The following is a 24920-nucleotide window of genomic DNA, read 5'->3' on the forward strand; positions in this document are numbered from 1 at the left end:
CGGAGATCGCGGCGAGCAGCCGGGGCATCGCCGCCACCAGTCCGCGCCCGACCTTCTGCGAGCGCTCGGAGTCGCGCATGGCCAGGCGCAGGCCGATGTCGTCCATCTTCACGATCAGCGCCACCACGCCGTACACCAGCACGGTGATGAGGACGGCGACGACAGCCAGGATCGAGGCGCGCATCAGGAAACCCGCGTCGGGTTGGGAGTCGACCACCTCGTTGAGCGCGATCACCATGATCTCGGCGGAGAGGATGAAGTCGGTGCGGATGGCGCCGGCGATGGTGCGCTTCTCGTGCTCTGCCGTGAACTCGCCCTGCCCCTCCAGCTCGGCCGACGGCTCCTCCAGGTGGTGCCCGGCGATCCGCTCCCACACCTTCTCGGCGCCCTCATACGCGAGGTAGGTTCCGCCGACGATCAACAGCATCGGCAGGCCCTGGGGCCAGAACTGACTCAGCAGCAGCGCGATCGGCAGGATGAAGACCAGCTTGTTTCGCAGCGAGCCGATCGTGATCTGCTTGATGATCGGGAGCTCCCGCGCCGCCGCCGAGCCTTCGAGGTACTGCGGCGTCACCGCCGTGTCGTCGACCACGACCCCCGCCGCCTTGGCGCTGGCGCGACCCGCCGCCGCTCCCACGTCGTCCACCGACGCCGCGGCGAGCTTGGCGAGCGCGGCCACGTCGTCGAGCAGCGCGAACAGTCCGCCGGCCATGGGCACCTCTCGGGAGTCTCGGTCGTCGGGGTTCAGCCTATCCAGGGGTGCCCTGACCACAGGCCCGGTGCTTGCGGAGGGCCGCGATGCCTGTCTCGCGACGCCTCGCCCACATCGCCCGGCGGTTGAGGAGGGCCGGCGCCGGTCACTCGCCTTCGAGCCGATCGTCACCGCCGTTGGTTGAGGAGGGCCGCCAGGCCACACCGCCCGGTGGTTGAGGTGCGAGGAGCGCCAGCGACGAGCCTCGAAACCCCCGGGCCCTACCGCTGACACGTTCACCATCGAACGGCTGTCGGCATGTTCAGGGTGCCGATGATCGAGTGGCGGTGGGCCCATCGCGCGGGCTCCTCGGACTAACCTGCACGGCATGCCAACCCCTGACTTCGTCGTGGAACTCAGGAAGCACGTAGGCCGGGCCGAGCTGTGGATGCCCGGTGTGACGGCGGTGATCCGCCGAGATGACGAGGTGCTGCTCGTTCGGCGTTCGGACAACGGGGCATGGGCGCCGGTCACCGGGATCGTGGACCCCGGTGAGGAGCCCGCAGTGTGCGCGGCGCGCGAGGCCCGTGAGGAAGCCGGAGTCGAGATCCAGGTCGACCGACTGGCGTCCACATCGGTGATGCGAGACGTCGTCCACGCGAACGGCGACCGGGCCGCCTACCTGGATCTTGCGTTTGCCTGCACGTGGCTCTCGGGCGACGCCCGGCCGTGCGACGACGAGTGCACCGAAGTCGGGTGGTTCCGCCACGATCGGATCCCATCGATGAAGCAGGTCTTGCGCGAACGCATCGACGCCGCTTTGTCGGACGAGGTGGCGGCGCGGTTCAGCCGTAGCGATGGACGCCGTGGCGCCCGAGATCGGGACTAGAGGCTCGCTTCCCAGCCGTCGTAGTCACCACCGGCATGCGTGGCCGCAACGCCCTCGAAGAACAGCCGAGCTTCTCGTACGGCGTTCGGCGTCGTGGCGGCGTGGGTCTCGATGATGACGACCCAGTCCGGGCCACCGCTGGCTGACACGTCCACACGCTGGATCTGCCAGCCAGCGGACCCGATGACCTCAGCAGCGCCTCGGGCCTGGAGCTCGTCCTCGAAGTACAGGTAGTGCACCCAGTGACGCGGTGCCTCGAGGTCCGTGTGGGCCGCGATCTGAGCGAGCAGCGCGTCATCACCGGCGTGTCCCGTGCTCGGGAGCGTCAGGTGCGACTGGTGGCCGGTACGTCTTCGGAAGATTCCCACGACGGGAGCGTGGCACATCTGCTCGACCGCTGAGGATGCTCTCCACAGGTCGCCGCATCGACGTATCACCGAACCCCGGCCACCGCCTGCGCGATCGACGACTGCCCCAGCCACCCCGGAATCTGCCGCTCCACCTCGGCCGGGGCGTGGACGACCACGTCGCCGGCGCGGAGGGCGGAGGGCCAGGAGCGGTCGCCGCGCCAGACCGCGGTCAGCACCCGCAGCGAGGTGGAGAGCCGGCCGACCACGTCGTAGCCGGGGTCGTAGTCACACACGTCGACCTCGCGACCCGCGACCACGACCCACCAGCGCGAGACCTTCGAGGCCACGTCGTCCAGCTCGATGGCCAGCACGGTGCGGCCGGGCGGCCAGGCGGTCACGGGCAGGGTGCGGCGTACGTCCCAGAAGAGCAGGTGCGGGTCGTAGTCCTGCTCGCCGAGATCGCCCACCCACCGGACGCCCCACGCACCGAGTCCCTCGACCACCGGCCGCAGCTCCTGCCCGCTCGCGGTCAGCGTGTACGACGTGCCGCGACCGGTCGTGGTGCGCTCGACGATCCCGACCCGCTCGAGGTTGCGCAGCCGCTTGGCCAGCAGTGCGGGCGACATCTTGGGCACGCCACGACGGATCTCGTTGAAGTGGGCGCTGCCGGCCAGCAGCTCCCGGATGACGAGCAGCGTCCATCGCTCGTCGAGGATCTCCATCGCCTTCGCGACAGGACAGAACTGCCCGTACCCAGCCCCCATCGATGTCCTCCCTCTCCGTTCTCAGTGAACCGTCTCGTCCGCCTGAGTGCCACCCGGTCTAGTTCTGTATCTGTACTGCGACGAGACACACCCACCACTGGTCAGTGGCCCGCCTCCCGGCGGACGCTTGACCCGTTCCGAAACAGGAGGGGAAACACCCATGACCACCGAGACCAACGCTCCGGCCGATGCCGAGCTCAAGGCCAAGCACCGCACCATGTGGGCGTCCGGCGACTACCCGGGGATGGTGACCGACTTCCTCACCCCGCTGGGCACCGTGCTCGTCGAGGCTGCTGGCGTCGGCTCCGGCGACCGCGTGCTCGACGTCGCGGCCGGCACCGGCAACGCCGCGATCGCCGCGGCCGTCGCGGGAGGCGACGTCGTCGCCAGCGACCTGACACCCGAGCTGTTCGATGCCGGCCGTCGCGAGGCCGACGCGCGCGGTGTCCGGCTCGACTGGCGCGAGGCCGACGCCGAGCACCTGCCGTTCGACGACGCGTCGTTCGACGTCGTGATGTCGTGCATCGGCGTCATGTTCGCGCCGCACCACCAGGAGGCCGCCGACGAGCTGGTTCGGGTCACCCGGCCGGACGGCACGATCGGCCTGCTCAGCTGGACGCCACCAGGTCTGGTGGGGCAGCTGTTCGCGGCGCTCAAGCCGTACGCACCGCCGCCGCCGCCCGGCGCCCAGCCGCCGCCCCGGTGGGGCGACGAGGGCCACGTTCGGGAGCTGCTCGGTGACCGGGTGACCGACGTCCAGGCGTCGACAGGGAGCCTCCGGGTCGAGCTCTTCGCCACCGGCGCCGAGTTCCGCGACTACTTCAAGGAGCGCTACGGGCCGACCCGTGCGGTCTACACGTTCATCGGCGACGACGCGGAGCGCGTGGCCGCTCTCGACGCGGCGCTCGCCGAGGTGGGCGACCGCTTCATCGACGGCGGGGTCTCCCACTGGGAGTACCTGCTGGTCACCGCCCGACGCCGCTGACCCCGAAGGCCGAGGGGAGTCACTCCACCAGGCCCAGACCGAGGTACTCGACCGCGTAGCTGCCGCTGAGGAACAGCGACGCGTAGCGGGCCACCTCGGTCGGGGCGTCGGTGGTGCGGGTCTCGACCCTCACTCCGCGGGAGCTCGCGGCGGCCTGGAGCCGGCCGCGGGACTCCCGCACCACCGGCTCCTCGTTGCCGTCGTCGAGCACCAGGAGCATGGGCCGCAGGTCGCCGCCACTGTCCGCGAACGGGTCGTCGAAGACGTCACGTGGCCGGGCCGCCTCCAGCACGGGGAGGAGGTGCTCCGCGTCGCCCGCGAGAGCGCTGCGCCCGCTCACCCGGCGCAGTGACTCCGCGATCCGCCGGGCGGCGCGAGCCGCGAGCACGCTGCCACCCCACACCACGGGGACCGTGTCGGCCATGGCAATAGCCAGCATCTTCGCCGGGTTGACGGCGAGGTCGCGGTGGGGTGAGCACGCGATCGCGACCTCGTCGAGCGCGGTGGCGACGCTCTCGGCGTCGGCGCGAGGACCGAGCTGGACCTGCTCGAGGTACTCGAGCATCACCACCGCCGTCGCGAGCGGGTCGCGGCCGGGCGTGGGCAGGATCGTGCTCCACCTCCCCGCCGCGTGCTCTGCGACGGTCGACCCGGGCGGGCACGCCACGACGACCTGGCAGCCGCGGCGGACCGCCTCGGCGACGGCAGCGGCCGAACCGAGACCACCGTCGGGCGCCAGCACCACGACCAGGTCCAGGCCGCCGGCCCAGCCCGGCAGGGACGGGTGGGGCCACGCGACGAACGGGACCGGGCACCACGGCTCGAGGACGGCCCGGAGCAGCCGACTGTCGGGGCCGGCCGCCACGACCGCGCGCGGACGTTGCTGCCCGGCCGCGCGGGCCACGCCCACAGCGATCGCCTCCGCGGCCTCGGACGCCTCCCGGCGTACCCGCGCCCCCGACTCGGCGAGCGTGCGGAACCGACCGTCGGCGCTCTGCCACACCGACTCGTCGTCGAGTCGTGACTCGTCGAACCAGAACGTCATGTCGTCCTCAGGTCAGTCGGGCCGCCGGGCCTCGTCGACGAGCAGCACGGGGATGTCGTCGCGGACGGGGTACGCCAGGCCGCACGACTGGCACACCAGCTCCTCCTCGACCGGTTCCAGGTCTCCACGGCAGTCCGGGCAGACGATGATGGCGAGCAGGCCGGGGTCGAGGTTCATCGGTGGCTCCTGATCCGAGTGAGTACGTCGTCGCGGACCGCGGCCAGTGTGGCCGCGTCGGCTCCCTCGGCGTTCAGCCGCAGGAGGGGCTCGGTGTTGGAGGGGCGGACGTTGAACCACCAGTCGCGGTGGCTGACGGTCAGCCCGTCCAGCTCGTCCACCGTGACACCGTCCCGCCCGTCGTAGGTCGCGCGCAGGTCGTCCAGGACGCCCGCCTGGTCCACGACGACCGTGTTGATCTCGCCGCTCTGCACGTAGCGCTGGTAGCGGGCGAGCAGCGCCGACAGCGGCCGGTCGGACTCGGCGAGCGCCGCCAGCACGTGCAGTGCCGCCAGCAGGCCGGAGTCTGCGCGCCAGAAGTCACGGAAGTAGAAGTGGCCGCTGTGCTCGCCTCCGAACACGGCGCCGGTCTCGGCCATCGTCGCCTTGATGTAGCTGTGGCCGACCCGGGTACGGACCGCCGTCCCGCCCAGCTCGGCGACCATCTCCGGGACCGCCCGGCTCGTGATCAGGTTATGGATCACGGTGGCACCGGGGTCCCTGGCGAGCTCGCGCTGGGCGATCAGGGCCGTGAGGCTGGACGGCGGGACCAGCCCGCCCTGCTCGTCGACGAGGAAGCACCGGTCGGCGTCGCCGTCGAACGCCAGGCCGGCGTCGGCACCGGTCGCCACGACCCGCGCCTGCAGGTCGACGAGTGTGTCGGGGTCGATGGGGTTCGCCTCGTGGTGGGGGAACGTCCCGTCGAGCTCGAAGTAGAGCGGGTCGATGTCGAGCTGTTCGGGGCCGAGCAGCGCCGCAACAGCGGGCACGGTGAGACCGGCCATCCCGTTGCCGGCGTCGACCACGACCCGGAGCCTCCGGCCCCGGACGGGGGCAAGACCGACCAGGCGCGAGGCGTACCCCGCGAGGACGTCGCGCTCCGTGACCGTGCCCTGCGCCGCTGCGACCGGCACGGATCCGGCCGCGACGAGGTCGCGGATGTCCGCAAGGCCGGTGTCGTGGGCGATCGGTCGCGCACCCGCCCGGCAGAGCTTGATGCCGTTGTAGCCGGCCGGGTTGTGGCTGGCGGTGACCATCGCCCCAGGAATGTCGAGGTGGCCGGAGGCGAAGTAGAGCTGGTCGGTGGCTGCCAGCCCGATCGAGACGACGTCCGAACCGGCACCACTCGCGCCGGTCGCGAACGCCGCGGCCAGCTGCGGTGACGTCGGACGCATGTCGTGGCCGACGACGACGCGTGGAGCACCGGTGACAGCGACGAAGGCGGCACCGATGCGTTGAGCCAGGTCGGCGTCGAGCTGCTCGGGAACCAGACCGCGCACGTCGTACGCCTTGAAGATCGCGTCGAGCGTCGCGACGTCAGCGGTCGGGGCCATGACTCCGGAGCCTATCCGGGGGTGGACCGGGCGGCCGCGCGACGGCTCTGCCGTCAGTCGGTGGTGAGGACCCGCAGGTGCCCGCGCCGGGTCACCTCACGGCCGGTCTCGTCCGCCAGCGAGGAGACCGCCGGCGGAGGCGGTGCCGGCCGGCCGGCCTCGCGGACCGCGTCAGCCAGCGCGAGCAGGTCGTCGTCGCTGGGGCCCTGGGCGGCCGGGTCGGGCGCCAGCCGCAGCACCTCCCAGCCCCGCGGGGCGGAGAGTCGGTCGCTGTGGATCTCGCACAGGTCGTAGGCGTGTGGCTCGGCAAAGGTGGCGAGCGGACCGAGGACGGCGGTCTGGTCGGCGTACACGTAGGTCAACGTGTTCACCGCAGTGCGGGCGCACGCCGTCCTCGAGCACCGACGAGATCCACTCACGCGGCCGACGGTACCTACTGGGCCGCGGCGCGCCGATTAGGCTCGCGGCTGTGGACGCACCGGAAACCCGACCGCCCCGCACGCGGCGTCGTGACCGCCGCGACCGAGGCATGCGCGGTCCCGGCGTGCTGTCTCCCACTCCCGGGGAACCGGTCGTCCCGACCGCCGGCGAGCGGTTCGACACCCTCGTGCTGGAGGTGGTCGCGGACCTGGAGGAACGGTGGGCGGACCGGCTCGGCCTGGTGGAGTACGCCGTCGAGGACGCACCGCAGATCCCCGACGACTGGCACCCGGAGACGATCCCGCTGTCGTCCTTGGTGCGCGGCGCGCGGGGTGCGCCCACCCGGTTGGTGCTGTTCCGCCGGCCGATCGAGCACCGCGCCGAGACCCGCTCGGACCTGGAGGCGCTGGTGCTCACGGTGCTGGTCGAGCAGGTCGCGGAGCTGCTCGGCATCGACGCCGAGCTGGTCGACCCGCGCTACCGCCCGCGAGACTGAGGGTCGCGGCGGCCGCTACCGCGGAAGGCCCGGGCGGACGTCGGGGATCAGCGCGTAGCGGACCAGCTGCTCCAGCGGCACCACGGTCGTCCCGGACGTGCGCCGCGCCTCCGCACGCACGACCACCGCCGCGGTCACGTCGGTCCGGCGCGGGGTGACCCGCACCAGGCGGGTGTCGCCGGGGAGCTTCAGCTCCCCACCGCTGCCGTCACTCAGCTCGACCCGCTTCTCCTGGAGCTGCCGACCGTTCTCGTCGTACGACGTCACGACCGCAACCCCGGCGCCACCGGCCCGCGCGAGCACCAGCCGGGCGGCCCCCGGCGGCACCAGTGCGGTGAGTGCAGCATCGCCACCCGTGGCGACCGGGGAGTGCACGAGGTCACCGTCGACCACCGAGCGCAGCGTCGCCGTCACGGGGTCGCTGGCCGTCACCAGCACCCCGAGCGCGCCCTCCTCGATCTGCCTCCGCAGCGTCTCGGTCAACGTGACGTTCTCGATCGACTCCGGGGCGATCCGCACCTCCTCCAGGCCCTCCGGCACGAAGACGGCGTCCTCGGTCACCATCCGGAGCTCGGCGCGGACCTCGCTGGTGCCGGGGTTGCCGATGACGAGCCGGTCGCTCGGTTCGTCGGCGCGGTCCGCGGAGGGGACCAGGCCCAGGAGCAGCGACTCGGTGGCGGGCTCGGGTGACGCGGGCAGCCAGGCAGACGTCGCCTCCCGGGCGCCGATCGACGGGATCTCGTCGGCGAGGGCGGCGCCCAGCCGTCCGCGCGACACGACCACGTGCAGGAGGAGCTCGCCCCGACGCGGGACCACCGAGCCCAGCTCGAGCCGCTGGGTCTCGCCGCCGGGCAGCGAGATGCCCCGCAGCCCGGGGACGTCGATCGGACCCGTGCCGGCCCACACGGTGACGTCGGCGACGGCAGGCCCCGGGTCCGGGTTGGTCAGCGCGAGGGTGGAGGAGTGCTCCGCTCCGGCGCCGACGCCGGTGAACCAGTACTCCGGCCGAGGCTGCACGCACGGTGCCGATGCGAGGCCCCGCTCGACGTACCGGGAGCCGATCAGCTCGGCGGCCACCGGCCCGCTGCCGCGGGCCCACGCGGGTCCCTGCTCGTCGGACTCGGGGACGGCGTTGGGCTTCAGCTCCAGCGGTGTGGGGTCGGACCCGCCGAGGGGGTTCAGCACGGCACCGTCGTCGGTCTGGCTGCCACCGGTGAACGCGAGCACGGAGTCCTCGACACCCTCCGGGCAGACCAGGTCCACCCGGGTGGGTGGCACCTGCTCGGCGGCACGGCCCGGGGAGTCGACCTCCGCCGGCTGCACCAGCGCGAGCGCTCCCACGGTCAGGACGGGCAGGACCACCGCGAGCACCGCGGTCGGGCTGACCCGGCGGCGGGTGTCGCTGCGCCGCCCGGCTCGGGCGGGCCTCGGTGTGGGATCGGTCATGTCCGCTCCCCTCGTATGTGGCTCGGCACGCAGAGCACCAGGACCACGAGGATCAGCAGCCCCTGCATCACGAGCATCACGATCCGCCACCAGGCCGTCTCCGCCTCGACGGCTCCGCGCTCGACACCGTCGGTCACCCGCCATGCCCGGGTCGAGCGGTCGTCGGCGCTTGCGCCCTCGAGCCCGGTGGTGGCGTCGAGGACCGACGCGACGTTGCCGTCGACCGGGTCCGACAGGACGATGAAGGCGATCCCGTGACCGGGCAGGGTGGCGGCGGCGTCCTCCTCCGGCGCGGAGACCAGCGTCTTCACGTCGCGGTCCAGGTCGGCGTCGGGCGTCATCAGCCCGACGATCTCGTCCTCGCCGACAGTCAGCCCGTCCTCACGCTGCACGGTCCAGCTCAGGCCGGTGTCGACGTCGCCCTCGATCACGAGGATGCCGTGTGAGGGTCCGAGCCCTGCGCTCTGGTGCATGTACGCCGGGATGCCGCTGTCGCGCACGTCCTCGAGCTCGCCGGGGCCGTTGACCACGAACCAGCCGAGGCCGACCAGCGGCGCCACCGAGGCGACCGCGACCAGCGCGACGAGGCCCCGGCGCCACCAGCCCGACCGCGACGGTCGGCGCCACGCACCCTGTGCGGCGATCACGGCAGCGACCACGAACGCGGCCTGGATGACCAGCACGAGGAAGCCGAGGCCGGCCTTGGTGGTCACCGCCGGCAGGTCGAACGTCACCAGTCCCAGCGCGAGGGCCACCACGGCGGCAGCGAGCGCGACGATCCAGCAGACGAGGACCGGGACCCGGGTGGCAGCCGGCACCAGCGCCAGGACCGCCACGGCGAGCAGCGCGAGCCCGAGGAACGCCGGAGCACCGGCGTCACCGAGGTGGCCGGTGACCAGGTCGGTGAACGTCACCGTGGCCATCGGCAGCCGACCGATGTCCAGCGCCAGACCGGTGGCCGACCCGGTCCACAGCAGCGGCAGCCACCACGGCACGAGCAGCACCACCGGCGTCACCAGCGTGGCGGCCGGTGGCCCCCAGACGGAGCGGTCCTTCATGGCGCGGGGACTGATCCAGAAGCCGGCACCGATCACCAGAGCGGCCAGCACGAGCGCGAACGCATAGGCGACAGGAGCGAACGCGGCTGCGACCGTGAGCAGCAGCCCGGTCCGCCAGCCCGCGCGCCACCGGCGGTCGGGGTCGGGGTCGGCGAACCCCAGCGCGGTGTGGGCCAACCACGGCAGCAGGGTCGCGACCACCACGACCCCGAGCCGGCCCAGACCCCAGGCGCCCGAGGAGGCCGGGATCAGGGCGTACGCCGCAGAGCCGACGAACAACAGCCAGGCGGGTGGGCCCTCCTCGTCGAGCAACCTCCCGACCACGCGGAGAAAGCGCCAGACGCCCCAGAAGGCCAACGGCACGGCCAGCACGAGCAGCAGGCTGATCGCACTGGTCGGCCCGACCAGCGAGCCGAGCAGCGCCAAGGGCAGCACGTACGCCGGCGCGGGGACGTCGGTCCCCTGGCCGAGCGCATGGTGTGACTCGGCGTACAGCTGCCACCACTGGCCGGCGGTGCTCGGTGCCGGTGAGAGCGCGCCCCCGACGACGGTGCCGAACGCCTCACGGGCGCCGACCAGGGCCAGCAACACGAAGACCATGCCGGCGATCGCGACCGGGTTCGTGAAGAACCGCGCGAGGGCTCCTTGCTCCTCGGCCCACGGGTCCTCATCGTCGAAGGTGCGGACCGGGCGGCCGGTGGCGATCCGTCTGCGCTCGGCGACGTCGGCGGCCTGGTTGGTGGCGGCGGCCGCGAGATCGCCGAGGAAGTCGAGGCCGTGCCGGTAGGGAAGCCACCACGGCGCCAGCAGCGGCTGGGTGTCGACCGGCTCGCGGCGCTGCCGCTGCCGGCGCTCCTTGCGCGCCCGCAGCACCAGCCGCGGACTGCCGTAGAGCGACACGAGGGCCGCCAGCTCATCGAGCGCCTGGCCCACCTGACGCACCGCCAGCAAGCCGAGCATCCGGACCAGCGTCCCGAGCGCGAGCCGCACCACCCGCCACGGCAGCGACCGGGTCGACGCGTTGGCGAGCAGCGTGTAGAGCGCGGCCCGCCGCTCCTGGTAGTGGATGTGTCGGCCGGTGAGGGGGGTGCGTCGTACGCCGCGGTGAGCGGCCTCGACGTGGAAGACCACTGCCTGTGGGACGACCAGGGTGCGGTGGCCGGCCGCGGCGGCCCGCCAGCCGAAGTCGATGTCGTTGCCGAAGATCGGCATCTGCTCGTCGAGCCCGCCGAGCTCCTCCAGCACCGAGCGGCGGACCAGCATGCCGGCGGTGTTGACCGCGAGCACCGACCGCACGTCGTCGTGCTGGCCCTGGTCGTACTCACCCCGCTCGAGCCCGGTCTCGCGGCGGCCGGTGCCCGAGATGGTCACACCGAGCTCGAGCAGCCGGCGCAGCGAGGGCCACTCGCGCAGCTTGGGGCCGAGGATGTCGGCCCCGAGATCGGCGTCGGCGGCAGCCAGCAGCGCTTCGAGCGCACCCGGGTCGGGCGTGGAGTCGTCGTGGAGCAGCCAGACCCAGTCGGCGTCGCCGACGTGTTCGAGCCCGATCCGCACCGCCGCCGGGTAGGACGTGCTGCCGTGCGCGGTGATGACCGGACCGAACGCCTCGCTCAGCAGCTCCGGGCTGGCGTCGCGGCTCGTCGTGTCGACCGCCACGACCCGGTCGACCGGGCGCCGTTGCGATCGGATCCCGTCGATGACCGTCGGCAGCCACCGGGCACCGTCATGGCTGACGAGGAGGGCGACGACGGTGGCGGACACGACCGATGACCATAACTGTCACCTGGTCGGGGTCACGAACTCGCGGGGTCGGTCAGTCCCGAGCACGACTCTCCTGGTTTCGAGACGACCGGTCGCCAGCCCTTCGCTGCGCTCAGGCCTGACGCGGTCCCTCAACCTCTTCGCGCGACGTCGACGCCACTCGCTCCGCTCGTGGCGTCGACTGCGCTCAGACCGCCTTCTTCTTCAGCTTGCGTCGCTCACGCTCCGACAAGCCGCCCCAGATACCGAAGCGCTCGTCGTTCATCAGCGCGTACTCGAGGCAGTCGTTGCGGACCTCACACGTCAGGCAGACCTTCTTGGCCTCCCGCGTGGATCCGCCCTTCTCGGGGAAGAACGCTTCCGGGTCGGTCTGAGCGCACAGTGCGCGCTCCTGCCAACCCGCTTCCTCGGCGTCTCCGTCGAGGAGAAGTAGTTCTCGCACGGTACTCGCCCTTTCGACCCGGACATCCGGGGCTTCTCGGCCCCGGGATGTCCCCGGATGTGCTTTCTGTCTGCTTCCCCCGTGTCCTCGGTCTCTCACCGGATACCCGACTCCGCTGCGAGACAGAACAACACTATGGGAATTACATGCCTGTCATCCCTGGAAGTCAAGCCTGAGTCTGGTATGGGAGTCCATAGTCCGAGTGGGCCATTTCTGATGACCGATCGGCGATGCGGCAGGCTACGGCTATGTCATCGCCCGCCCGACGGATCACAGTGCTCTCCGGTGGCGTCGGCGGTGCCCGCTTCGTGCGCGGGCTGCTGCACGGCATCGACTCGCGCAACCTACCGGGTCTCGCCGAGGACGCCGAGGTCACCGTGGTCGCCAACACGGGGGACGACTGGTGGCTGCACGGCCTCAAGGTGTGCCCGGACCTCGACACCGTGATGTACACGCTGGGCGGCGGGATCGACACCGAGCGGGGCTGGGGACGCCGCGGCGAGACCTGGCACGCGAACGAGGAGCTCGCGGCGTACGGCGTCGAGCGCACCTGGTTCGGGCTGGGCGACCGCGACCTGGCGACCCATCTCGTACGCACCCAGATGATGGACGCGGGCTTCCCGCTCTCACAGGTGACCGAAGCGCTCTGTCGACGCTGGCTCGAGCCGGGCACGGGCCCCAGGGTGCGGCTGCTGCCGATGACCGACGACCGGGTCGAGACCCACATCGCGATCGCGGACCCCGAGTCACCGAGCGGTCGGCGGGTCGTGCACTTCCAGGAGTACTGGGTACGGCTGCGGGCCCAGGTCCCCGCCGAGACGGTGGTGGTGGTCGGTCTGGAGGACTGCTCCCCCGCGCCCGGCGTGATCGACGCCATCGTCGACGCGGACCTGGTGATCCTGCCGCCGTCCAACCCGGTGGTCTCGGTCGGCACGATCCTCGGCGTCCCCCGGGTGCGCGAGGCGCTGCAGGCGACCGGGGCCCCGGTCGTCGGCGTCTCCCCCATCATCGGCGGGCACCACGTCCACGGCATGGCCGAGCAGCTGCTGCCCGCGATCGGCGTCGACGTGACCGCCGGCGCCGTGGGACGCCACTACGGCTCGCGTGCCGACGGGGGCGTCCTCGACGGCTGGCTGGTCGACGAGTCCGACGACGACCACCTCGGCGCGCTCCACTCGGCGGGGCTGGCGGCCGCCGCCGTGCCGCTCCTGATGACAGACGACGACGCGACCGCCGCCATCGCCGCCGCTGCGGTCGCTCTCGTCGGGGGCTGACCCGTGACCGAGCTGCGGGTCGTCGCGCCCGACGGGATCGGTGAGGTGCGAACGGGCGACGACCTGGCCGCGCTGCTGGTCGATCGGCTGGCCGAAGGACTGACGGACGGGCCGGCCGATGGGCTGGCCGACGGGCTGGCCGACGGGCTGGCCGACGGGGACGTCGTCCTGGTGACGAGCAAGGTGGTGAGCAAGGCCGAGGGTCGAGTCGTGCGCGGGACGCGGGACGAGCTGCTGCCCGCGGAGACGGCCCGGCTCGTCGCCAGCCGCGGGCCGACCCGGATCGTCCGCACCCGTCAGGGGCTCACGCTCGCGGCGGCGGGCATCGATGCGTCGAACGTCGAACCGGGGCGCGTGGTCCTGCTCCCGGTCGACCCCGACGCCTCGGCCCGCGCGATCCGCTCCCGGCTGCGGGAGCTGACCGGCCGGAACGTGGCGGTCGTGGTGACCGACACCGCCGGCCGCGCGTGGCGCGAGGGGCAGACCGACCTGGCGGTCGGGGCCGCCGGGCTGCGGGTGCTCGAGGACTTCGCCGGACGACGCGACGACTACGGCAACGACCTGGTCGTGACCGCCCCCGCGGTGGCCGACGAGCTCGCCGGGGCCGCGGAGCTCGCGCAGGGGAAGCTCGGTGGTCGACCGTTCGCCGTGATCCGTGGCCGGGCCGACCTGGTCCTGCCGCCCGAGGACGACGGGCCGGGGGCGGTCGCTCTGGTGCGTCCCGACGGCGCGGACCTGTTCGGCTACGGCGCCCGCGAGGCGGTGCTCCGGGCACTGCTCGGTGACCCGGACGACGCCGCGGCGTTCGGGGCACCGTCCGAGGTGACCGAGCTCGTCGAGGTCGTGGCGCGGGTGGGCGGTACGGCGCGCGTCGACGACGATGCGGTCGTCGTCTCCGGTGACGTCAGCCCGGACTCGCTGCAGGCACTGGCCTTCGCCCACGGCTGGCTGGTCGACGTTCCCGACGCCGGTGAGGGTGTCCGGCTCCGCCCGCGTCGTACCAGTCCGTAGACTGCCTCTGCCCTACCACCTGCCCCCCGCCCGACCCGATCGACGAGGAAAGCCGACCGTGGCCAACAAGCAGAAGAAGAACGAACGCCAGGCGAAGATCGAGGCGATCAAGAAGCAGCAGAAGAGCGCCGAGCGCCGGCGCGGCCTGATGATCCTCGGCGTGGCGGTGGTGGTGGCCCTGCTGATCATCGCCTTCCCGGTCTACAGCATCTGGAAGGACAACCAGGAGCTCGAGGGGTTCGAGGGACTCGACCTTGCCGCGATCGGCGCTCCCGCCTCGGTGTGCCAGGAGGTCGAGAAGACGGACGCCACCGGCAGCGGCGACCACGTCGACCCGGGCACCGACATCCCCTACGAGACCTCCCCGCCGTCGTTCGGCACGCACTACAACATCTGGGCCGACATCGAGCGGAAGTTCTACACCTCCGGTGACCGGCCCGATGTCGGCGAGCTCGTCCACAACCTCGAGCACGGCTACACGATCCTGTGGTACGACGAGACCATCGCCGACAACGAGGCGATGCTCGACGACATCCGGGGCATCGCGGCGAAGTTCACCGACGACTCCAACTTCCGCAACAAGTTCAAGGCGGTTCCGTGGACCTCCGAGGACGGCGACCCGTTCCCCGAGGGGCAGCACATCGCCTTCACGCACTGGTCGGTCGGCGGCGACGGCGACCCGTCCGGCGAGCAGTTCGGCATCTCGCAGTTCTGCTCCGAGCCGAGCGGTGAGGCCCTCGAGCAGTTCATGCGCGACTACCCCTACACGGACTCACCGGAGGCGGGCGTCGGGGACATGTGATCCCCGACGGCAGCGCTACCTGAGCTCGTCGTGGCCGGCCTCCTCGAGGCCGGCCACGATCTCTCTCACGCGCTGTGCCTGCGCCCGGCTGGTCACCAGCAGTGCGTCCGGGGTGTCGACGACCACGACGTCGTCGAGGCCCACGACCGCCACCACCCGCCCGGACGCCGGAACCACCAGACCGGTCGCACCGGCGACGGCGACCGACGACTCCTCGCCCAGCACCCGCAGTGTCCCCTCGGCGCCCAGCACCCTGGCCAGCGAGTCGAGGTCCCCGAGGTCGTCCCAGGCCAGGTCCGCCGGGAGGACCGCGACCCGTCCCGCTGCTGCTGCCGGCTCGGCCACGGCGTGGTCGATGGCGATGGTGGGAAGGTCGTCCCAGAGCTCGGTGAGCCGTGCCGGGTCGGCAGCGATGCTCCGCAGCCGGGCGGCGAACCCGTCGTCCTGCTCCGCCAGCAGGTCGAGCAGCACGCCGGGGCGGGCCAGGAACATGCCGGCGTTCCAGCGATGCCTACCCCCCGCGACGTACTCACTGGCGCGGGCCGCGTCCGGCTTCTCCACGAACCCGCTCGCCCGGTGCACGCCGTCATGACCGGCCAGCGGCGCTCCCACCTCGACATAGCCGAAGCCGGTCGCGGGGGAGGTCGGTGTGATGCCGATCGTCACCAGCCAGCCGTCCGTGGCGGCGGCCACCGCGCGGCCGACCGCGTCGTGGAACCCGGCGTCGTCGCCGATCACGTGGTCGGCGGCGAACGATCCGATCACCGCGTCCGGGTCCCGGCGCTCGACGAGGGCGGCGGCCAGCCCGATGGCGGCCATCGAGTCGCGCGGGGAGGGCTCGACCACGAGCGAGTCCACGTCGAGCGACGGCAGCTGTCCGGCGACCGCGTCGCGATGAGCGGAGCCGGTGACGACCAGCAGCCGCTCGCCCGCGAGCGGGGCCAGCCGCTCGACGGTCTGCTGGATCAGCGTCCGGCCGCTGCCGGTGAGGTCGAGCAGGAACTTCGGCGAGCTCGACCTGGAGAGCGGCCACAGCCGCGTGCCCGCACCGCCGGCGGGAACCACGGCCCAGAAGTGGTCGACCTGGAGCATGGTGGAACCCTAGGGGGATGACGACGTTCGCGACGGTTCTGGCCGATCTGCTTCGTCACGATCCGGGTCGGCCGTTGGTCACGTTCTACGACCATGCGACCGGCGAGCGGACCGAGCTGTCGGTCACGACGTACGCCAACTGGGTCGCGAAGACCGCGTCCCTGCTCGCCGACGAGCTCGACCTCGAGCGGGGCCAGGAGCTCCGCGTCGACCTGCCGACCCACTGGATGGCGCCGGTGTTCCTCGGCGCGGCCTGGACGATCGGGCTCGTGGTCAGGGTGGACGGCGCGTCAGCCGCTGTGCCCGACCCCGTGCCCGACGCAGTGGTGTGCGGACCTGGTGGCGTCGGCCGCTGGGCGTCGTACGCCGAGAGGTCGGTCATCCTGGCGACCGCACTGCACCCGCTCGGGCGGCCGTTCGACGAGCCGCTCCCGACCGGCGTGCACGACGTCGGTACCGAGGTGTGGAGCCAGCCGGACGGCTTCACGCCCTGGGACCCGCCCGGTCCCGAGGACCCGGCACTGCCCGGCATCAGCCATCGCGACCTGTGGGAGGCGGCCGCCGCCGGGAGTGTTCTCGCCGACGGCGGCCGTCTCTTCACTGAGGCGAACCCGGCTTCCCCTTCCGGAATCTCCTCCTTCACCGAGCCGCTCATCCGTCGCGGTTCGCTGGTCCTGGTGGCACATCCGGATCCCGCGCGACTCGAGCAGACCTACGCCGCGGAACGAGCCACCGCCCGGGCCTGACCGCCCGCTCAGCCCGCCAGGTCGTAGATCCCCATTCCTCCGCCGAGGGTGCGGCGGGTGCCGAACCCCTTGACCGATCCCGTCAGTGCGTAGAGCCGGCCGGTCGAACGAGCGCGGACGATCAGGTCCGCGTGCCCGGTCACCTGCAGGTCGCTCACACCGATGATCCAGTCGTACGCCGAGACGTCCGCCTCCAGCCGCTGGCCGCCCACGAGGCCGCCCGGGCCGTTGCCGGGATAGAGCGACAGCGTCGAGCCGACGCGGAACAGGCTGTCCGGCGCGCCGTCGGCGTTCCAGCGACCCACCGGGACCTGGCGTCCGGCGGAGATGGCGGAGTGCGCGACGAAGCTGGCCTTGAGCCCCGCCAGCCCGCGCCCCGGGTAGACCCGCATCGAGGAGCCGCGTGGCTGTCCCATCAGGTCCGGCCATCCGTCGCCCGTCATGTCGCCCACGGCGGCGAGCAGCCGGACACCGCCGAACCCGGTCGCGAGCTTCACCCGCGTACCGAAGTGGCCCTTCCCGTCGCCGCGCCGCAGGAACAGTGCGCCGTTGGCGTTGCGGTGGATCAGGTCGCTGAAGCCGTCCCGGTCCCAGTCACCGGCGTTGAAGAGGGCGTCGGCGGTCGGTAGCGCGAGGCCGGTGTCGATGGCGGGCAGCAGGTCGACCGTCCCGACGTTGGGGTAGGTGCGGACGTCCGCTCCGAGCCGCGAGACCACGTCGGGCAGCTTGTTCGCGGCGAACTGAGCGGCGCCCACGACGGTCCCCGCTCCCTCGAGGCGCGTGATCGGGCCGAGCGCGGTACCGAAGGTCAGGTCGCCGTTGGAGGGCACGATCCAGCCCGGCTTGCCGGAGCCCTTGCGCACGAACAGGTCTGCCAGACCGTCGCGGTTGAAGTCGCCGAACCCGCTGATCGAGCCCCAACCGGCCCACGAGCCCGCCACCATGACCGCGGTCCCGAACCGGGCCGAGCCCCTGCCCGGCACCGCCCAGAGCGAGCCGCCGGAGTCACGGGCGAGCAGGTCCGGCTTGCCGTCGCCGTCGAGGTCGCCGGTGGCGGCCAGCGCGCGGAAGTCGCTCCAGTCCCCGGCAACGCGCTGGCGGGTGCCGAACCCGCCGTTGCCCTTGCCCGGGTAGACGAACAGCCGCCCGTTGCCGGGGTTCCGGGCCACGAGGTCGTTGCGACCGTCGCCCGTGACGTCGCCGACCGCCGTCAGCAGGTCGAGGCCGGCCAGGCCGGAGATCGTCCGGACGGACGCGCCGTACCCTCCGGCGCCGTTGCCGGGATGGACCAGGGTGGTGCCGTCGGTCCTGCGGACGAGCAGGTCCCCGAACCGGTCCCCCGTCAGGTCGGGCGAGGTCACGACCGCGTCGGAGTCGGCTGCCAGTCCCTTGCTGACGACCGCCCTGCCGAGGCTGCTCAGGCCACCGGTGCGCAGGACGAAGACGCGGCTGTCGGAGGCCCGCCGGACCAACAGGTCAGGGTGTGCGGACCCTGCCAGGTTCGACTGCAGCTCGCGGCCGGACCAGTCCTGCTGCGCGGCCGCGGCCAGCGCCCGGATCCGCGGCAGCTTGGCGTAGAGGTAGCGGCCGGGGCACGCCGTGCTGCCGGCGTCGCGGTGGCCGTTGATGGCCTTGAACGTCCGGGAGCCCACCAGCTGGCGGGTCGACGATGCGTCGACCCCGTGGAGTGACAGCTTCCAGGCGAACAGCGCGCCATAGGCCTGGACCATGGCACTGCTCGGACGCGCGATGTCGAAGTTGCCGATCGCCGACATCGCGAAGGACCAGTCGTTGTAGCCGAGGGTGTGGGCGCCGACGACGGGTCGGTCGACGCCGCCGTACCGGCCCTCCCAGATCCGGCCGAACCGGTCGACGAGGAAGTTGTAGCCGACGTCGCTCCAGCCGCGGGACTGGGTGTGGTAGGCGTAGATGCTGCGCAGGATGCCGGGCACCTCGGAGCGCGTGTAGCCGTTGGCGTTCACGGTGTGGTGGACGTAGCCGGCGTGCACCTCGAAGTACCGCAGCGACCCCTTGTCGCGCAGCTTCTCGTTGGCGCCCCACTGGGCGCGGGAGTAGATCTTGGGCCTCGGTGTGTACGACGCGAGCGTGGTCGCGTTCGCCCCCTTCGCCGCCGCCTGGGTCGGTCCTGTCGTGGCCGCTGTCGTCGTGGTCCTGGCGCTCGGGAGCTCGGCGGTGTCGAGAGCCGGGGCCTCCCGCTCATTCTCGGCGGCTTCACCGGGCGCGATCACGGCCAGCCGCATCCCGGCGGGCGGGGCTTGCGTGCTCTCCGCTCGCACCTGGACGTCGTCCACGTGGCCGACGAACATCACCTCGGTGCCCGGCCGGGCCTGTCGCGCCTCCGCGGAAGTGGGGTCGGGTGCGTGGTCGTCGTGGTACTCGAGCTCGGTCCACTCCGACCACTCGCCCTGGGAACGGGTCCGGACCTCCAGTGAGAGTGCTTCGTCGTCGGCCTCGGCGGCTGGGTCCCAGGTCACGCCGACGCCGGCGTACCCCTCGGCTGGCTGCGGCCGACTGACGATCGCGGTGCCGCCCCTGGTCTCACCGGCGACGGCGCGCGCTCGTGGCGTGGCGGTGCGGCCGCGGACCCCGGGGGCGGGCGTGAGGGCGTACTCGGTGACCTCCGCGTCCACGGGCGTGGCCGGCAGGATCGACTCGCGCCGGCTCTCGCGGGTGTACGCCGTGAGCTCCATGGCGTGGCCGCTGCCGGCCTGGTGGCCACCCGGCGAGGCCGGCACGGGTGCCTGACCCACCACGTCGAGGCTGATCACCGAGGCTGCCGGCGTGAGGACGGCGAGCACCGCACCGAGCACCAGCAGCTGCTGGCACGAGGTGACGAAATGAGCCTGGCTCGGACGCATGGGGGGCTACTCCTGTGTGGGGGAAGAGTCACACGAGTAGCAAGTTTCACATCAGTCACAGGGGTCCCCGCAACCGAATCCGAGTAACTACAAACCTGTAATTTCCACTCGACACGCCGGGCAATCCCAGAAAGTCAAGTCACCGCACAGCGTACGGGCGCACCGCCGACTGTGTCAGGGGATCGAGAACCTGCTGGGCGTGCGTGCCGCTTCACGCGGGGTCCGCCCCCCGTCCGGGCGGGCGAGCCGCGTCGATCACTCCTCGCCGAGGCCCTCGTCGTCGTCGCCGTCGTCGGCGTCGTCGTAGTGCAGGTAGTGGATGCCGTCGTCGACCGGACCGTCGAAGCCGAGCTTGCCCTTCTCGAGCACCAGGACCCGGTCGCAGAGCTGCCGCACGGCGCCCGGCGCATGGCTGACGAAGAATATCGTGGTGCCGTTCTCGCGGATCTCCCGCATCCGCGCCTTGCACTTGCGCTTGAACGGCCGGTCCCCCACGGCCAGCGCCTCGTCGGCGATGAACACGTCGGCGTCGACGTTGATCGCCACCGCGAAGCCGAGCCGGGCTTTCATGCCCGAGGAGTAGTAGGTCACGGGGGTGTCCAGGAACTTGCCCAGTTCGGCGAACTCGACGATCTCGTCGAACTTCCGCCGCGTCTCGGCCGCGCTCATGCCGAGGATCGCCGCGTTGAGCCAGAGGTTGTCGCGCCCGGACAGCTGTGGCTGGAACCCGGCTCCGGTGGCGATCAGGCCGGCCACGCGCCCCCGGGTCAGCACCGTGCCGCTGTCGGGCCGCATCACCCCACTGATCAGCTTGAGCAGGGTGGACTTGCCCGACCCGTTGAGGCCCATGAGTCCCACGGACTCTCCTTGCTGCACGGTGAAGGAGACGTCGTCGACCGCGTTGAAGCGGTCGTGGGTCTTCTGGCCGCGCATCCGGGCGACGGCGATCTGCTTCATCGAGCGGTGGTACTGCATCGTGAAGGACTTGGTGGCACCGTCCACGTTGATGTAGGTCGTCATCAGAGTCGCTCCGGCACGCGGCGCTCGAGTCGGCTGAACCAGATCTGGGCGAGGACGAGGAGCACGAGGGAGACGGCCAGCATGATCGCGCCCAGGGGGAACAGGTTGGCCGGCAGGTGGACGGCGGCGGTCTCGGCAGGGTCGTCGGTGGATCCGGTCCAGAAGCACCGTTGGATCAGCAGCACGGCCACCGCGACCGGATTGAGCAGGTAGTACTCGGCGGCCGCGCCGAACCGCTGCTCGACGAAGGTGTACGGATAGATCATCGGCACGCTGAAGGTGACGAACTGCGTCAGGGTCTGGACTACCTTGCCGAAGTCGCGGAAGAACACGTTGGCGACGCTGAAGATCAGGGCGAGGGCGAGCCCGAGGACGCCGATCAGGAGGAAGCCCAGCAGGCCCGCTGCCAGGCCCACCGGGTCCGGCACCCAGCCCAGCAGCGTCGTCGCGACGGTGAGGATGACCACCATCGGGCCGGTGTGCCACAGGGCGACCAGCATGTGCGCGACCGGGAACAGCTCACGCGGCATGGACAGCTTCACGATCAGCGAGCGGTTGCTCACCAGGGACCGGGTGCCGCCGTTGAACGTCTCTGTGAAGAAGTGGACCAGCACCATCCCCGCGAACAGGTGGATGGCGAAGTTCTCGACGTAGCGCGGGCTGCCGGGGACGCCCCCGCGGCCGATCATCACCTGGAAGATGAAGTAGAACATCAAGAACCGCACGAACGGCTGCAGGTAGCTCCAGAACCAGCCGAGGAAGGTGCCCTGGTAGCGCGCGTCGACGGTGCTGCGGACCAGCAGCCGCAGCAGGTACCGGCGGCGGAACACCTCGAGAAGGCCGCTGTTGCTGCTCGGCGGCGCGAGCTGCGGGAGACCCGCCTCCGGGCTACTGCTCATCCGGACCGCCGTCCAGCCAGGGCCGGAAGGTCTCCTCCCACGCCTCCGGGGACGTGATGTGCGGCATCGCCTCGCGGTAGCGCTGGGCCAGCTCGTCCCAGTCAGTGGCCAGGACGCGGTGGATCGCGAGGGTCCGCTTGAGCAGGTCGACGAACCGGTCGCGGTCCCGGCGGTAGAACGCGGCCGCGGTGCCGTCAGGCATCGACACGATCGCGGAGTCGTAGCGGGCGATCTTGTGCCACCGCGCGTCGTGCGCGGGGATCTCGGACTCCGGGTGGATGTGGGAGAGCTCGCGCGGCTTGCGCAGCTGACGCAACGGCTGGAGGAGCGCCTGCACGGTCGCCTCTCTGCCCGAGATGACCGGCGACGGCTCCTTGCCCTTGCGAGGCAGCTTGTGCCGCTTCACCTCGGGGAACACGCTCGGGTCGGGCTCGAGAGCCGCGTCGTCGTACCCCTTCACGAGCTCCTTGAGCTCGGGCAGCGTCGTCGGCAGCAGGTCGTGGAGCCCTTCGGGTCCGGCGAGCACGTCCTCCAGCGCCTTGTGGCGCAGCGCGACCGTGGAGTACTGCATCGAGACCAGGTGCTTGATCTGGTGGTTGAGGCTCTCGCGCACCATCCGCCCGCCACGTGGGTACTGCGAGTGGACCAGCGCCGCGATGAACCGGTTGCGGACGTGGAAGTACGCCTGCCAATCGAGGGCGTCGTTCTTGTCGGTCCACGGCACGTGCCAGACCGCGGCCCCCGGGAGGCTGACGGTGTGGTAGCCGGCCTCCTTGGCGCGCAGGCCGTACTCCGAGTCATCCCACTTGATGAAGAGCGGCAGCGACAACCCGATCTCGGCCAGCACCTTGGTCGGGATCAGGCACATGAACCAGCCGTTGTAGTCCACGTCGATCCGGGCGTGCAGCCAGCGGGTCGAGCGGATGTTGCGGGTGGCGAGGTCCCAGGAGCCGATGACGCCGGGCGCGGAGCCCCACCAGAACGTGTACGGGGCGACCCGCTCGCCGAAGCTGTGGAGCTGCGCCTTCTGGAAGATGCTGAACATGTGGCCGCCGACGATGGTCGTCTTGCGGCACAGGTCGCCGAACGTGATGGCGCGGACGATGCCCTCGGGCTCGCACTCCACGTCGTCGTCCAGCATCATCACGTACGTCGAGCGGCCGGCCTTGAGGCCTTCGTACTGCGCTCGGGCGAAGCCGCCGGACCCACCGATGTTGCCCTGCTCGATGATCCGCAGCCGGCCGCCGAGTGCCTTCTCCGCCTCGGGGAAGTAGGCCGAGTCGACGACCTTCTCCTTGCCCTGCTCCATGACCAGTACCTCGTCGAGGTAGGCGTCGAGCGTGCCGGACTCACCGAGCTGCGCGAGCAGCTTGGCGCAGAAGTCCTGCCGGTTCATGGTCGTGATGCCGATGGTGACGGTGCCGTGCTGCGCGCGATCGGTCGGGACCTCGGCGGTCCACTCCGCATCCGTGACCAGTGCCTCCTCGTCGGCGGCGACCACGTCGTACCAGTACCAACCGCCGTCCACGAACGGCTTGAGCGGGAGGTCGAACGAGAAGTCACCGGCCTTCTCCTCCACGCTCGCGGAGTCGACGCGCTGCGAGCGGCCGTTGGCCATCGACTTGTAGACGATGACCGTGGCGCCCTTGCCCTCGAGGTGGACCGTCAGCCGGACCGTGTCGACGATCGTGTGCCGCCGCCAGTACGACGCCGGGAACGCGTTGAAGTAGGTGCCGAACGAGATGGTCTCGCCCTGCTCGACGCGGAACGCGGTGCGCGACTCGATCTGGTCGGGGTGGATCGGCTTGATGCCACGGGCGGCGTTCTGCATCCGCGTAGCGATCGCGTTCGCCTCCTGCGCCGCCTTGGTGTGACCGATCTCGAACTTGTCGGCGTCGAGCGCGGCCGGGTCCGGGTCGACGTAGAGCCGGATCACGTCGGTGTCGCGGTTGGCGGGCATGATCTGCCGCATCAGCAGCACCCGCTTGGTGCCCGGCGCGTGCGACTCCGCCTCCGCCTGCGTCTGGGTGTGGGTGACGGTCATTCGTCCACTCCTCCGCTGGTGAGCTCCGCACCGTCTGAGAAGTGCGGCTTCAGCTTGTTCTCGAACATGGAGAGCGCCGACCCGATCGCCATGTGCATGTCGAGGTACTTGTAGGTGCCGAGCCGGCCGCCGAACAGCACCATCGCCTCGCGGCGGGCGAGGTCGCGGTACTTGAGCAGCTTCTCGCGGTCCTCGGCGGTGTTGATCGGGTAGTAGGGCTCGTCGTCGTCCTCCGCGAACCGGCTGTACTCGTGCACGATCACGGTCTTGCCGGGCAGGTGGGTCTTCACGCGCTCGGGGTGGAAGTGCTGGAACTCGATGATCCGGGTGAACGGCACGTCCTGGTCGTTGTAGTTGATGACGCCCGTGCCCTGGAAGTCGTCGACGTCCTCGACGGACTCCTCGAGGTCCACAGTCCGCCAGGACAGCCGACCCTCGCAGTGGCCGAAGTACTCGTCGACCGGGCCGGTGTAGACGATCGGGACCCGGCCCTTGAACTGGTCGGCCACGTCGAAGAAGTCGGTCTCGAGCCGGACCTCGATGTTCGGGTGGTCGGCCATCTTGGTGAGCCAGGCGGTGTAGCCGTCGACCGGGAGGCCTTCGTAGGTGTCGCTGAACCAGCGGTTCTCGAAGGTGTAGCGGACCGGCAGCCGGGTGATGATGTCGGCGCTCAGCTTGGTGGGGTCGGTCTGCCACTGCTTGGCGGTGTAGCCCTTGATGAACGCCTCGTAGAGCGGGCGGCCGATCAGGCTGATCGCCTTCTCCTCGAGGTTCGAGGCGTCCTCGGTCGCGATCTCGCTGGACTGCTCCGCGATCAGGGCCCGCGCCTCGTCCGGCGTGAACGACCGTCCGAAGAACTGGTTGATCAGGCCGAGGTTCATCGGCAACGAGTAGACCTGCCCCTGGTACTTGCCGAAGACCCGGTGCTTGTAGTCGGTGAACGACGTGAACCGGTTGACGTACTCCCACACCTTCTCGTTGGACGTGTGGAACAGGTGCGCGCCGTACTTGTGGACCTCGATGCCGGTGGTGGGCTCCCGTTCCGAGTAGGCGTTGCCCCCGAGGTGGTGGCGGCGCTCGAGCACCAGGACCCGCAGCCCGAGATCGTTGGCACACCGCTCGGCGATGGTGAGGCCGAAGAAGCCCGAGCCGACGACGACCAGATCCGGGGCCTCCGCGGACTCGCGCGTGGAGCCAGCGACTTCGTGGGGTGCTGGATCAGGACTGGTCAAGGGATCTCCTCTGGGGGTGGACGC

Annotated in this window: 23 protein-coding genes; 7 read left to right on the forward strand and 16 right to left on the reverse strand. The window is 71.3% G+C overall.

The features are described 5' to 3' along the window. Positions 1-712: DUF808 domain-containing protein (locus VFZ39_RS06345; protein WP_330864889.1), on the reverse strand; the 712-nt coding region annotated here is incomplete at its 3' end. A 367-nt stretch (positions 713-1079) separates the two neighbouring features. Here VFZ39_RS06345 and VFZ39_RS06350 point away from each other — a divergent pair. Next, the gene (locus tag VFZ39_RS06350; protein ID WP_330864890.1) at positions 1080-1580 is read left to right on the forward strand and encodes an NUDIX hydrolase; all 501 of its coding nucleotides are present in this window, start codon (positions 1080-1082) and stop codon (positions 1578-1580) included. On the opposite strand, the gene VFZ39_RS06355 is transcribed toward VFZ39_RS06350, so the two are convergent. Both VFZ39_RS06355 and VFZ39_RS06360 read right to left on the reverse strand, forming a co-directional pair. Continuing rightward, on the reverse strand, positions 1577-1948 hold the full coding sequence (locus VFZ39_RS06355; RefSeq protein ID WP_330864891.1) for a ribonuclease E inhibitor RraB: 372 nt from the start codon (positions 1946-1948) through the stop codon (positions 1577-1579). The two genes, VFZ39_RS06350 and VFZ39_RS06355, sit on opposite strands and share 4 nt — an antisense overlap. A gap of 65 nt (positions 1949-2013) precedes the next feature. Beyond that, positions 2014-2694: a winged helix-turn-helix transcriptional regulator gene (locus VFZ39_RS06360; protein WP_330864892.1), complete on the reverse strand. Its 681-nt coding sequence runs from the start codon at positions 2692-2694 to the stop codon at positions 2014-2016. Between the two features lie 160 nt (positions 2695-2854). Between VFZ39_RS06360 and VFZ39_RS06365 the strand changes: the two genes are divergently transcribed. Continuing rightward, the gene (locus VFZ39_RS06365) at positions 2855-3679 is read left to right on the forward strand and encodes a class I SAM-dependent methyltransferase (RefSeq protein WP_330864893.1); all 825 of its coding nucleotides are present in this window, start codon (positions 2855-2857) and stop codon (positions 3677-3679) included. Between the two features lie 19 nt (positions 3680-3698). Here VFZ39_RS06365 and VFZ39_RS06370 read toward each other — a convergent pair whose 3' ends face one another. The 4 genes from VFZ39_RS06370 to VFZ39_RS06385 are packed head-to-tail and all read right to left on the reverse strand — an operon-like array spanning position 3699 to position 6693. After that, positions 3699-4724 carry an SIS domain-containing protein gene (locus VFZ39_RS06370; RefSeq protein ID WP_330864894.1) on the reverse strand — a complete coding sequence of 342 codons (1026 nt, stop codon included), beginning with the start codon at positions 4722-4724 and terminating at the stop codon, positions 3699-3701. Between the two features lie 12 nt (positions 4725-4736). Beyond that, a complete protein-coding gene (locus VFZ39_RS06375; RefSeq protein ID WP_330864895.1) occupies positions 4737-4901 on the reverse strand; it encodes a Trm112 family protein in 165 nt (54 codons plus the stop codon). Next, entirely contained in the window at positions 4898-6274 is a 1377-nt protein-coding gene (locus VFZ39_RS06380) for a phosphomannomutase/phosphoglucomutase (protein ID WP_330864896.1), read from the reverse strand. The genes VFZ39_RS06375 and VFZ39_RS06380 overlap by 4 nt, the downstream gene beginning before the upstream one ends. Before the next feature lie 53 nt (positions 6275-6327). Continuing rightward, entirely contained in the window at positions 6328-6693 is a 366-nt protein-coding gene (locus VFZ39_RS06385) for a DUF3499 domain-containing protein (protein WP_330864897.1), read from the reverse strand. 50 nt (positions 6694-6743) lie between these two features. Between VFZ39_RS06385 and VFZ39_RS06390 the strand changes: the two genes are divergently transcribed. After that, positions 6744-7190 carry a metallopeptidase family protein gene (locus VFZ39_RS06390; protein WP_330864898.1) on the forward strand — a complete coding sequence of 149 codons (447 nt, stop codon included), beginning with the start codon at positions 6744-6746 and terminating at the stop codon, positions 7188-7190. Positions 7191-7205: 15 nt separating this feature from the next. Here VFZ39_RS06390 and VFZ39_RS06395 read toward each other — a convergent pair whose 3' ends face one another. The 3 genes from VFZ39_RS06395 to VFZ39_RS06405 all read right to left on the reverse strand — a co-directional run bounded on the left by VFZ39_RS06395 (position 7206) and on the right by VFZ39_RS06405 (position 11897). Continuing rightward, positions 7206-8636 (reverse strand): DUF5719 family protein, encoded by a 1431-nt coding sequence (locus VFZ39_RS06395; RefSeq protein ID WP_330864899.1) that lies wholly within the window; start codon positions 8634-8636, stop codon positions 7206-7208. Continuing rightward, positions 8633-11455: a glycosyltransferase family 2 protein gene (locus tag VFZ39_RS06400; RefSeq protein WP_330864900.1), complete on the reverse strand. Its 2823-nt coding sequence runs from the start codon at positions 11453-11455 to the stop codon at positions 8633-8635. The genes VFZ39_RS06395 and VFZ39_RS06400 overlap by 4 nt, the downstream gene beginning before the upstream one ends. A gap of 187 nt (positions 11456-11642) precedes the next feature. Continuing rightward, entirely contained in the window at positions 11643-11897 is a 255-nt protein-coding gene (locus VFZ39_RS06405) for a WhiB family transcriptional regulator (RefSeq protein ID WP_330864901.1), read from the reverse strand. 248 nt (positions 11898-12145) lie between these two features. Between VFZ39_RS06405 and cofD the strand changes: the two genes are divergently transcribed. From cofD to VFZ39_RS06420, 3 genes are read left to right on the forward strand one after another with little or no spacing between them, the layout of a single operon-like run. Continuing rightward, entirely contained in the window at positions 12146-13171 is a 1026-nt protein-coding gene (gene cofD, locus VFZ39_RS06410; protein ID WP_330864902.1) for a 2-phospho-L-lactate transferase, read from the forward strand. A 3-nt stretch (positions 13172-13174) separates the two neighbouring features. Then, positions 13175-14182 carry a coenzyme F420-0:L-glutamate ligase gene (gene cofE, locus VFZ39_RS06415; RefSeq protein WP_330864903.1) on the forward strand — a complete coding sequence of 336 codons (1008 nt, stop codon included), beginning with the start codon at positions 13175-13177 and terminating at the stop codon, positions 14180-14182. Positions 14183-14240: 58 nt separating this feature from the next. Further along, on the forward strand, positions 14241-14984 hold the full coding sequence (locus VFZ39_RS06420) for a DUF3105 domain-containing protein (protein WP_330864904.1): 744 nt from the start codon (positions 14241-14243) through the stop codon (positions 14982-14984). 15 nt (positions 14985-14999) lie between these two features. Here VFZ39_RS06420 and VFZ39_RS06425 read toward each other — a convergent pair whose 3' ends face one another. Further along, positions 15000-16076: a mannose-1-phosphate guanylyltransferase gene (locus VFZ39_RS06425; RefSeq protein ID WP_330864905.1), complete on the reverse strand. Its 1077-nt coding sequence runs from the start codon at positions 16074-16076 to the stop codon at positions 15000-15002. A gap of 17 nt (positions 16077-16093) precedes the next feature. Between VFZ39_RS06425 and VFZ39_RS06430 the strand changes: the two genes are divergently transcribed. After that, positions 16094-16822 (forward strand): TIGR03089 family protein, encoded by a 729-nt coding sequence (locus VFZ39_RS06430; RefSeq protein ID WP_330864906.1) that lies wholly within the window; start codon positions 16094-16096, stop codon positions 16820-16822. A gap of 8 nt (positions 16823-16830) precedes the next feature. Here VFZ39_RS06430 and VFZ39_RS06435 read toward each other — a convergent pair whose 3' ends face one another. From VFZ39_RS06435 to glf, 5 genes are all read right to left on the reverse strand, one after another. Further along, positions 16831-19701, reverse strand: coding sequence for an FG-GAP-like repeat-containing protein (locus VFZ39_RS06435; protein WP_330864907.1), 2871 nt, complete (start codon positions 19699-19701; stop codon positions 16831-16833). Positions 19702-19956: 255 nt separating this feature from the next. Beyond that, positions 19957-20721, reverse strand: coding sequence for an ABC transporter ATP-binding protein (locus VFZ39_RS06440; RefSeq protein ID WP_330864908.1), 765 nt, complete (start codon positions 20719-20721; stop codon positions 19957-19959). Further along, positions 20721-21620, reverse strand: a complete 900-nt coding sequence (locus tag VFZ39_RS06445) for an ABC transporter permease (protein WP_330864909.1) — start codon at positions 21618-21620, stop codon at positions 20721-20723. The genes VFZ39_RS06440 and VFZ39_RS06445 overlap by 1 nt, the downstream gene beginning before the upstream one ends. Further along, complete coding sequence (locus VFZ39_RS06450) at positions 21610-23664, reverse strand: glycosyltransferase (protein ID WP_330864910.1); 2055 nt, start codon at positions 23662-23664, stop codon at positions 21610-21612. Before VFZ39_RS06450 ends, VFZ39_RS06445 begins: the two co-directional genes overlap by 11 nt. Continuing rightward, entirely contained in the window at positions 23661-24896 is a 1236-nt protein-coding gene (gene glf, locus VFZ39_RS06455) for a UDP-galactopyranose mutase (protein ID WP_414690265.1), read from the reverse strand. The genes VFZ39_RS06450 and glf overlap by 4 nt, the downstream gene beginning before the upstream one ends. Positions 24897-24920: the final 24 nt, after the last annotated feature.

Source organism: Nocardioides sp. (genome assembly GCF_036374615.1).
Classification (GTDB): domain Bacteria; phylum Actinomycetota; class Actinomycetes; order Propionibacteriales; family Nocardioidaceae; genus Nocardioides.

What these genes read in the sequence shown, in the direction of transcription:
- VFZ39_RS06360 (WP_330864892.1), bottom strand. Translation starts at nt 2,694, where the DNA reads ATGGGGGCTGGGTACGGGCAGTTCTGTCCTGTCGCGAAGGCGATGGAG.
- cofD (WP_330864902.1), top strand. Translation starts at nt 12,146, where the DNA reads ATGTCATCGCCCGCCCGACGGATCACAGTGCTCTCCGGTGGCGTCGGC.
- VFZ39_RS06350 (WP_330864890.1), top strand. Translation starts at nt 1,080, where the DNA reads ATGCCAACCCCTGACTTCGTCGTGGAACTCAGGAAGCACGTAGGCCGG.
- VFZ39_RS06445 (WP_330864909.1), bottom strand. Translation starts at nt 21,620, where the DNA reads ATGAGCAGTAGCCCGGAGGCGGGTCTCCCGCAGCTCGCGCCGCCGAGC.
- VFZ39_RS06435 (WP_330864907.1), bottom strand. Translation starts at nt 19,701, where the DNA reads ATGCGTCCGAGCCAGGCTCATTTCGTCACCTCGTGCCAGCAGCTGCTG.
- VFZ39_RS06430 (WP_330864906.1), top strand. Translation starts at nt 16,094, where the DNA reads ATGACGACGTTCGCGACGGTTCTGGCCGATCTGCTTCGTCACGATCCG.
- VFZ39_RS06370 (WP_330864894.1), bottom strand. Translation starts at nt 4,724, where the DNA reads ATGACGTTCTGGTTCGACGAGTCACGACTCGACGACGAGTCGGTGTGG.
- VFZ39_RS06365 (WP_330864893.1), top strand. Translation starts at nt 2,855, where the DNA reads ATGACCACCGAGACCAACGCTCCGGCCGATGCCGAGCTCAAGGCCAAG.
- VFZ39_RS06440 (WP_330864908.1), bottom strand. Translation starts at nt 20,721, where the DNA reads ATGACGACCTACATCAACGTGGACGGTGCCACCAAGTCCTTCACGATG.
- VFZ39_RS06425 (WP_330864905.1), bottom strand. Translation starts at nt 16,076, where the DNA reads ATGCTCCAGGTCGACCACTTCTGGGCCGTGGTTCCCGCCGGCGGTGCG.
- VFZ39_RS06450 (WP_330864910.1), bottom strand. Translation starts at nt 23,664, where the DNA reads ATGACCGTCACCCACACCCAGACGCAGGCGGAGGCGGAGTCGCACGCG.
- VFZ39_RS06380 (WP_330864896.1), bottom strand. Translation starts at nt 6,274, where the DNA reads ATGGCCCCGACCGCTGACGTCGCGACGCTCGACGCGATCTTCAAGGCG.
- VFZ39_RS06395 (WP_330864899.1), bottom strand. Translation starts at nt 8,636, where the DNA reads ATGACCGATCCCACACCGAGGCCCGCCCGAGCCGGGCGGCGCAGCGAC.
- VFZ39_RS06375 (WP_330864895.1), bottom strand. Translation starts at nt 4,901, where the DNA reads ATGAACCTCGACCCCGGCCTGCTCGCCATCATCGTCTGCCCGGACTGC.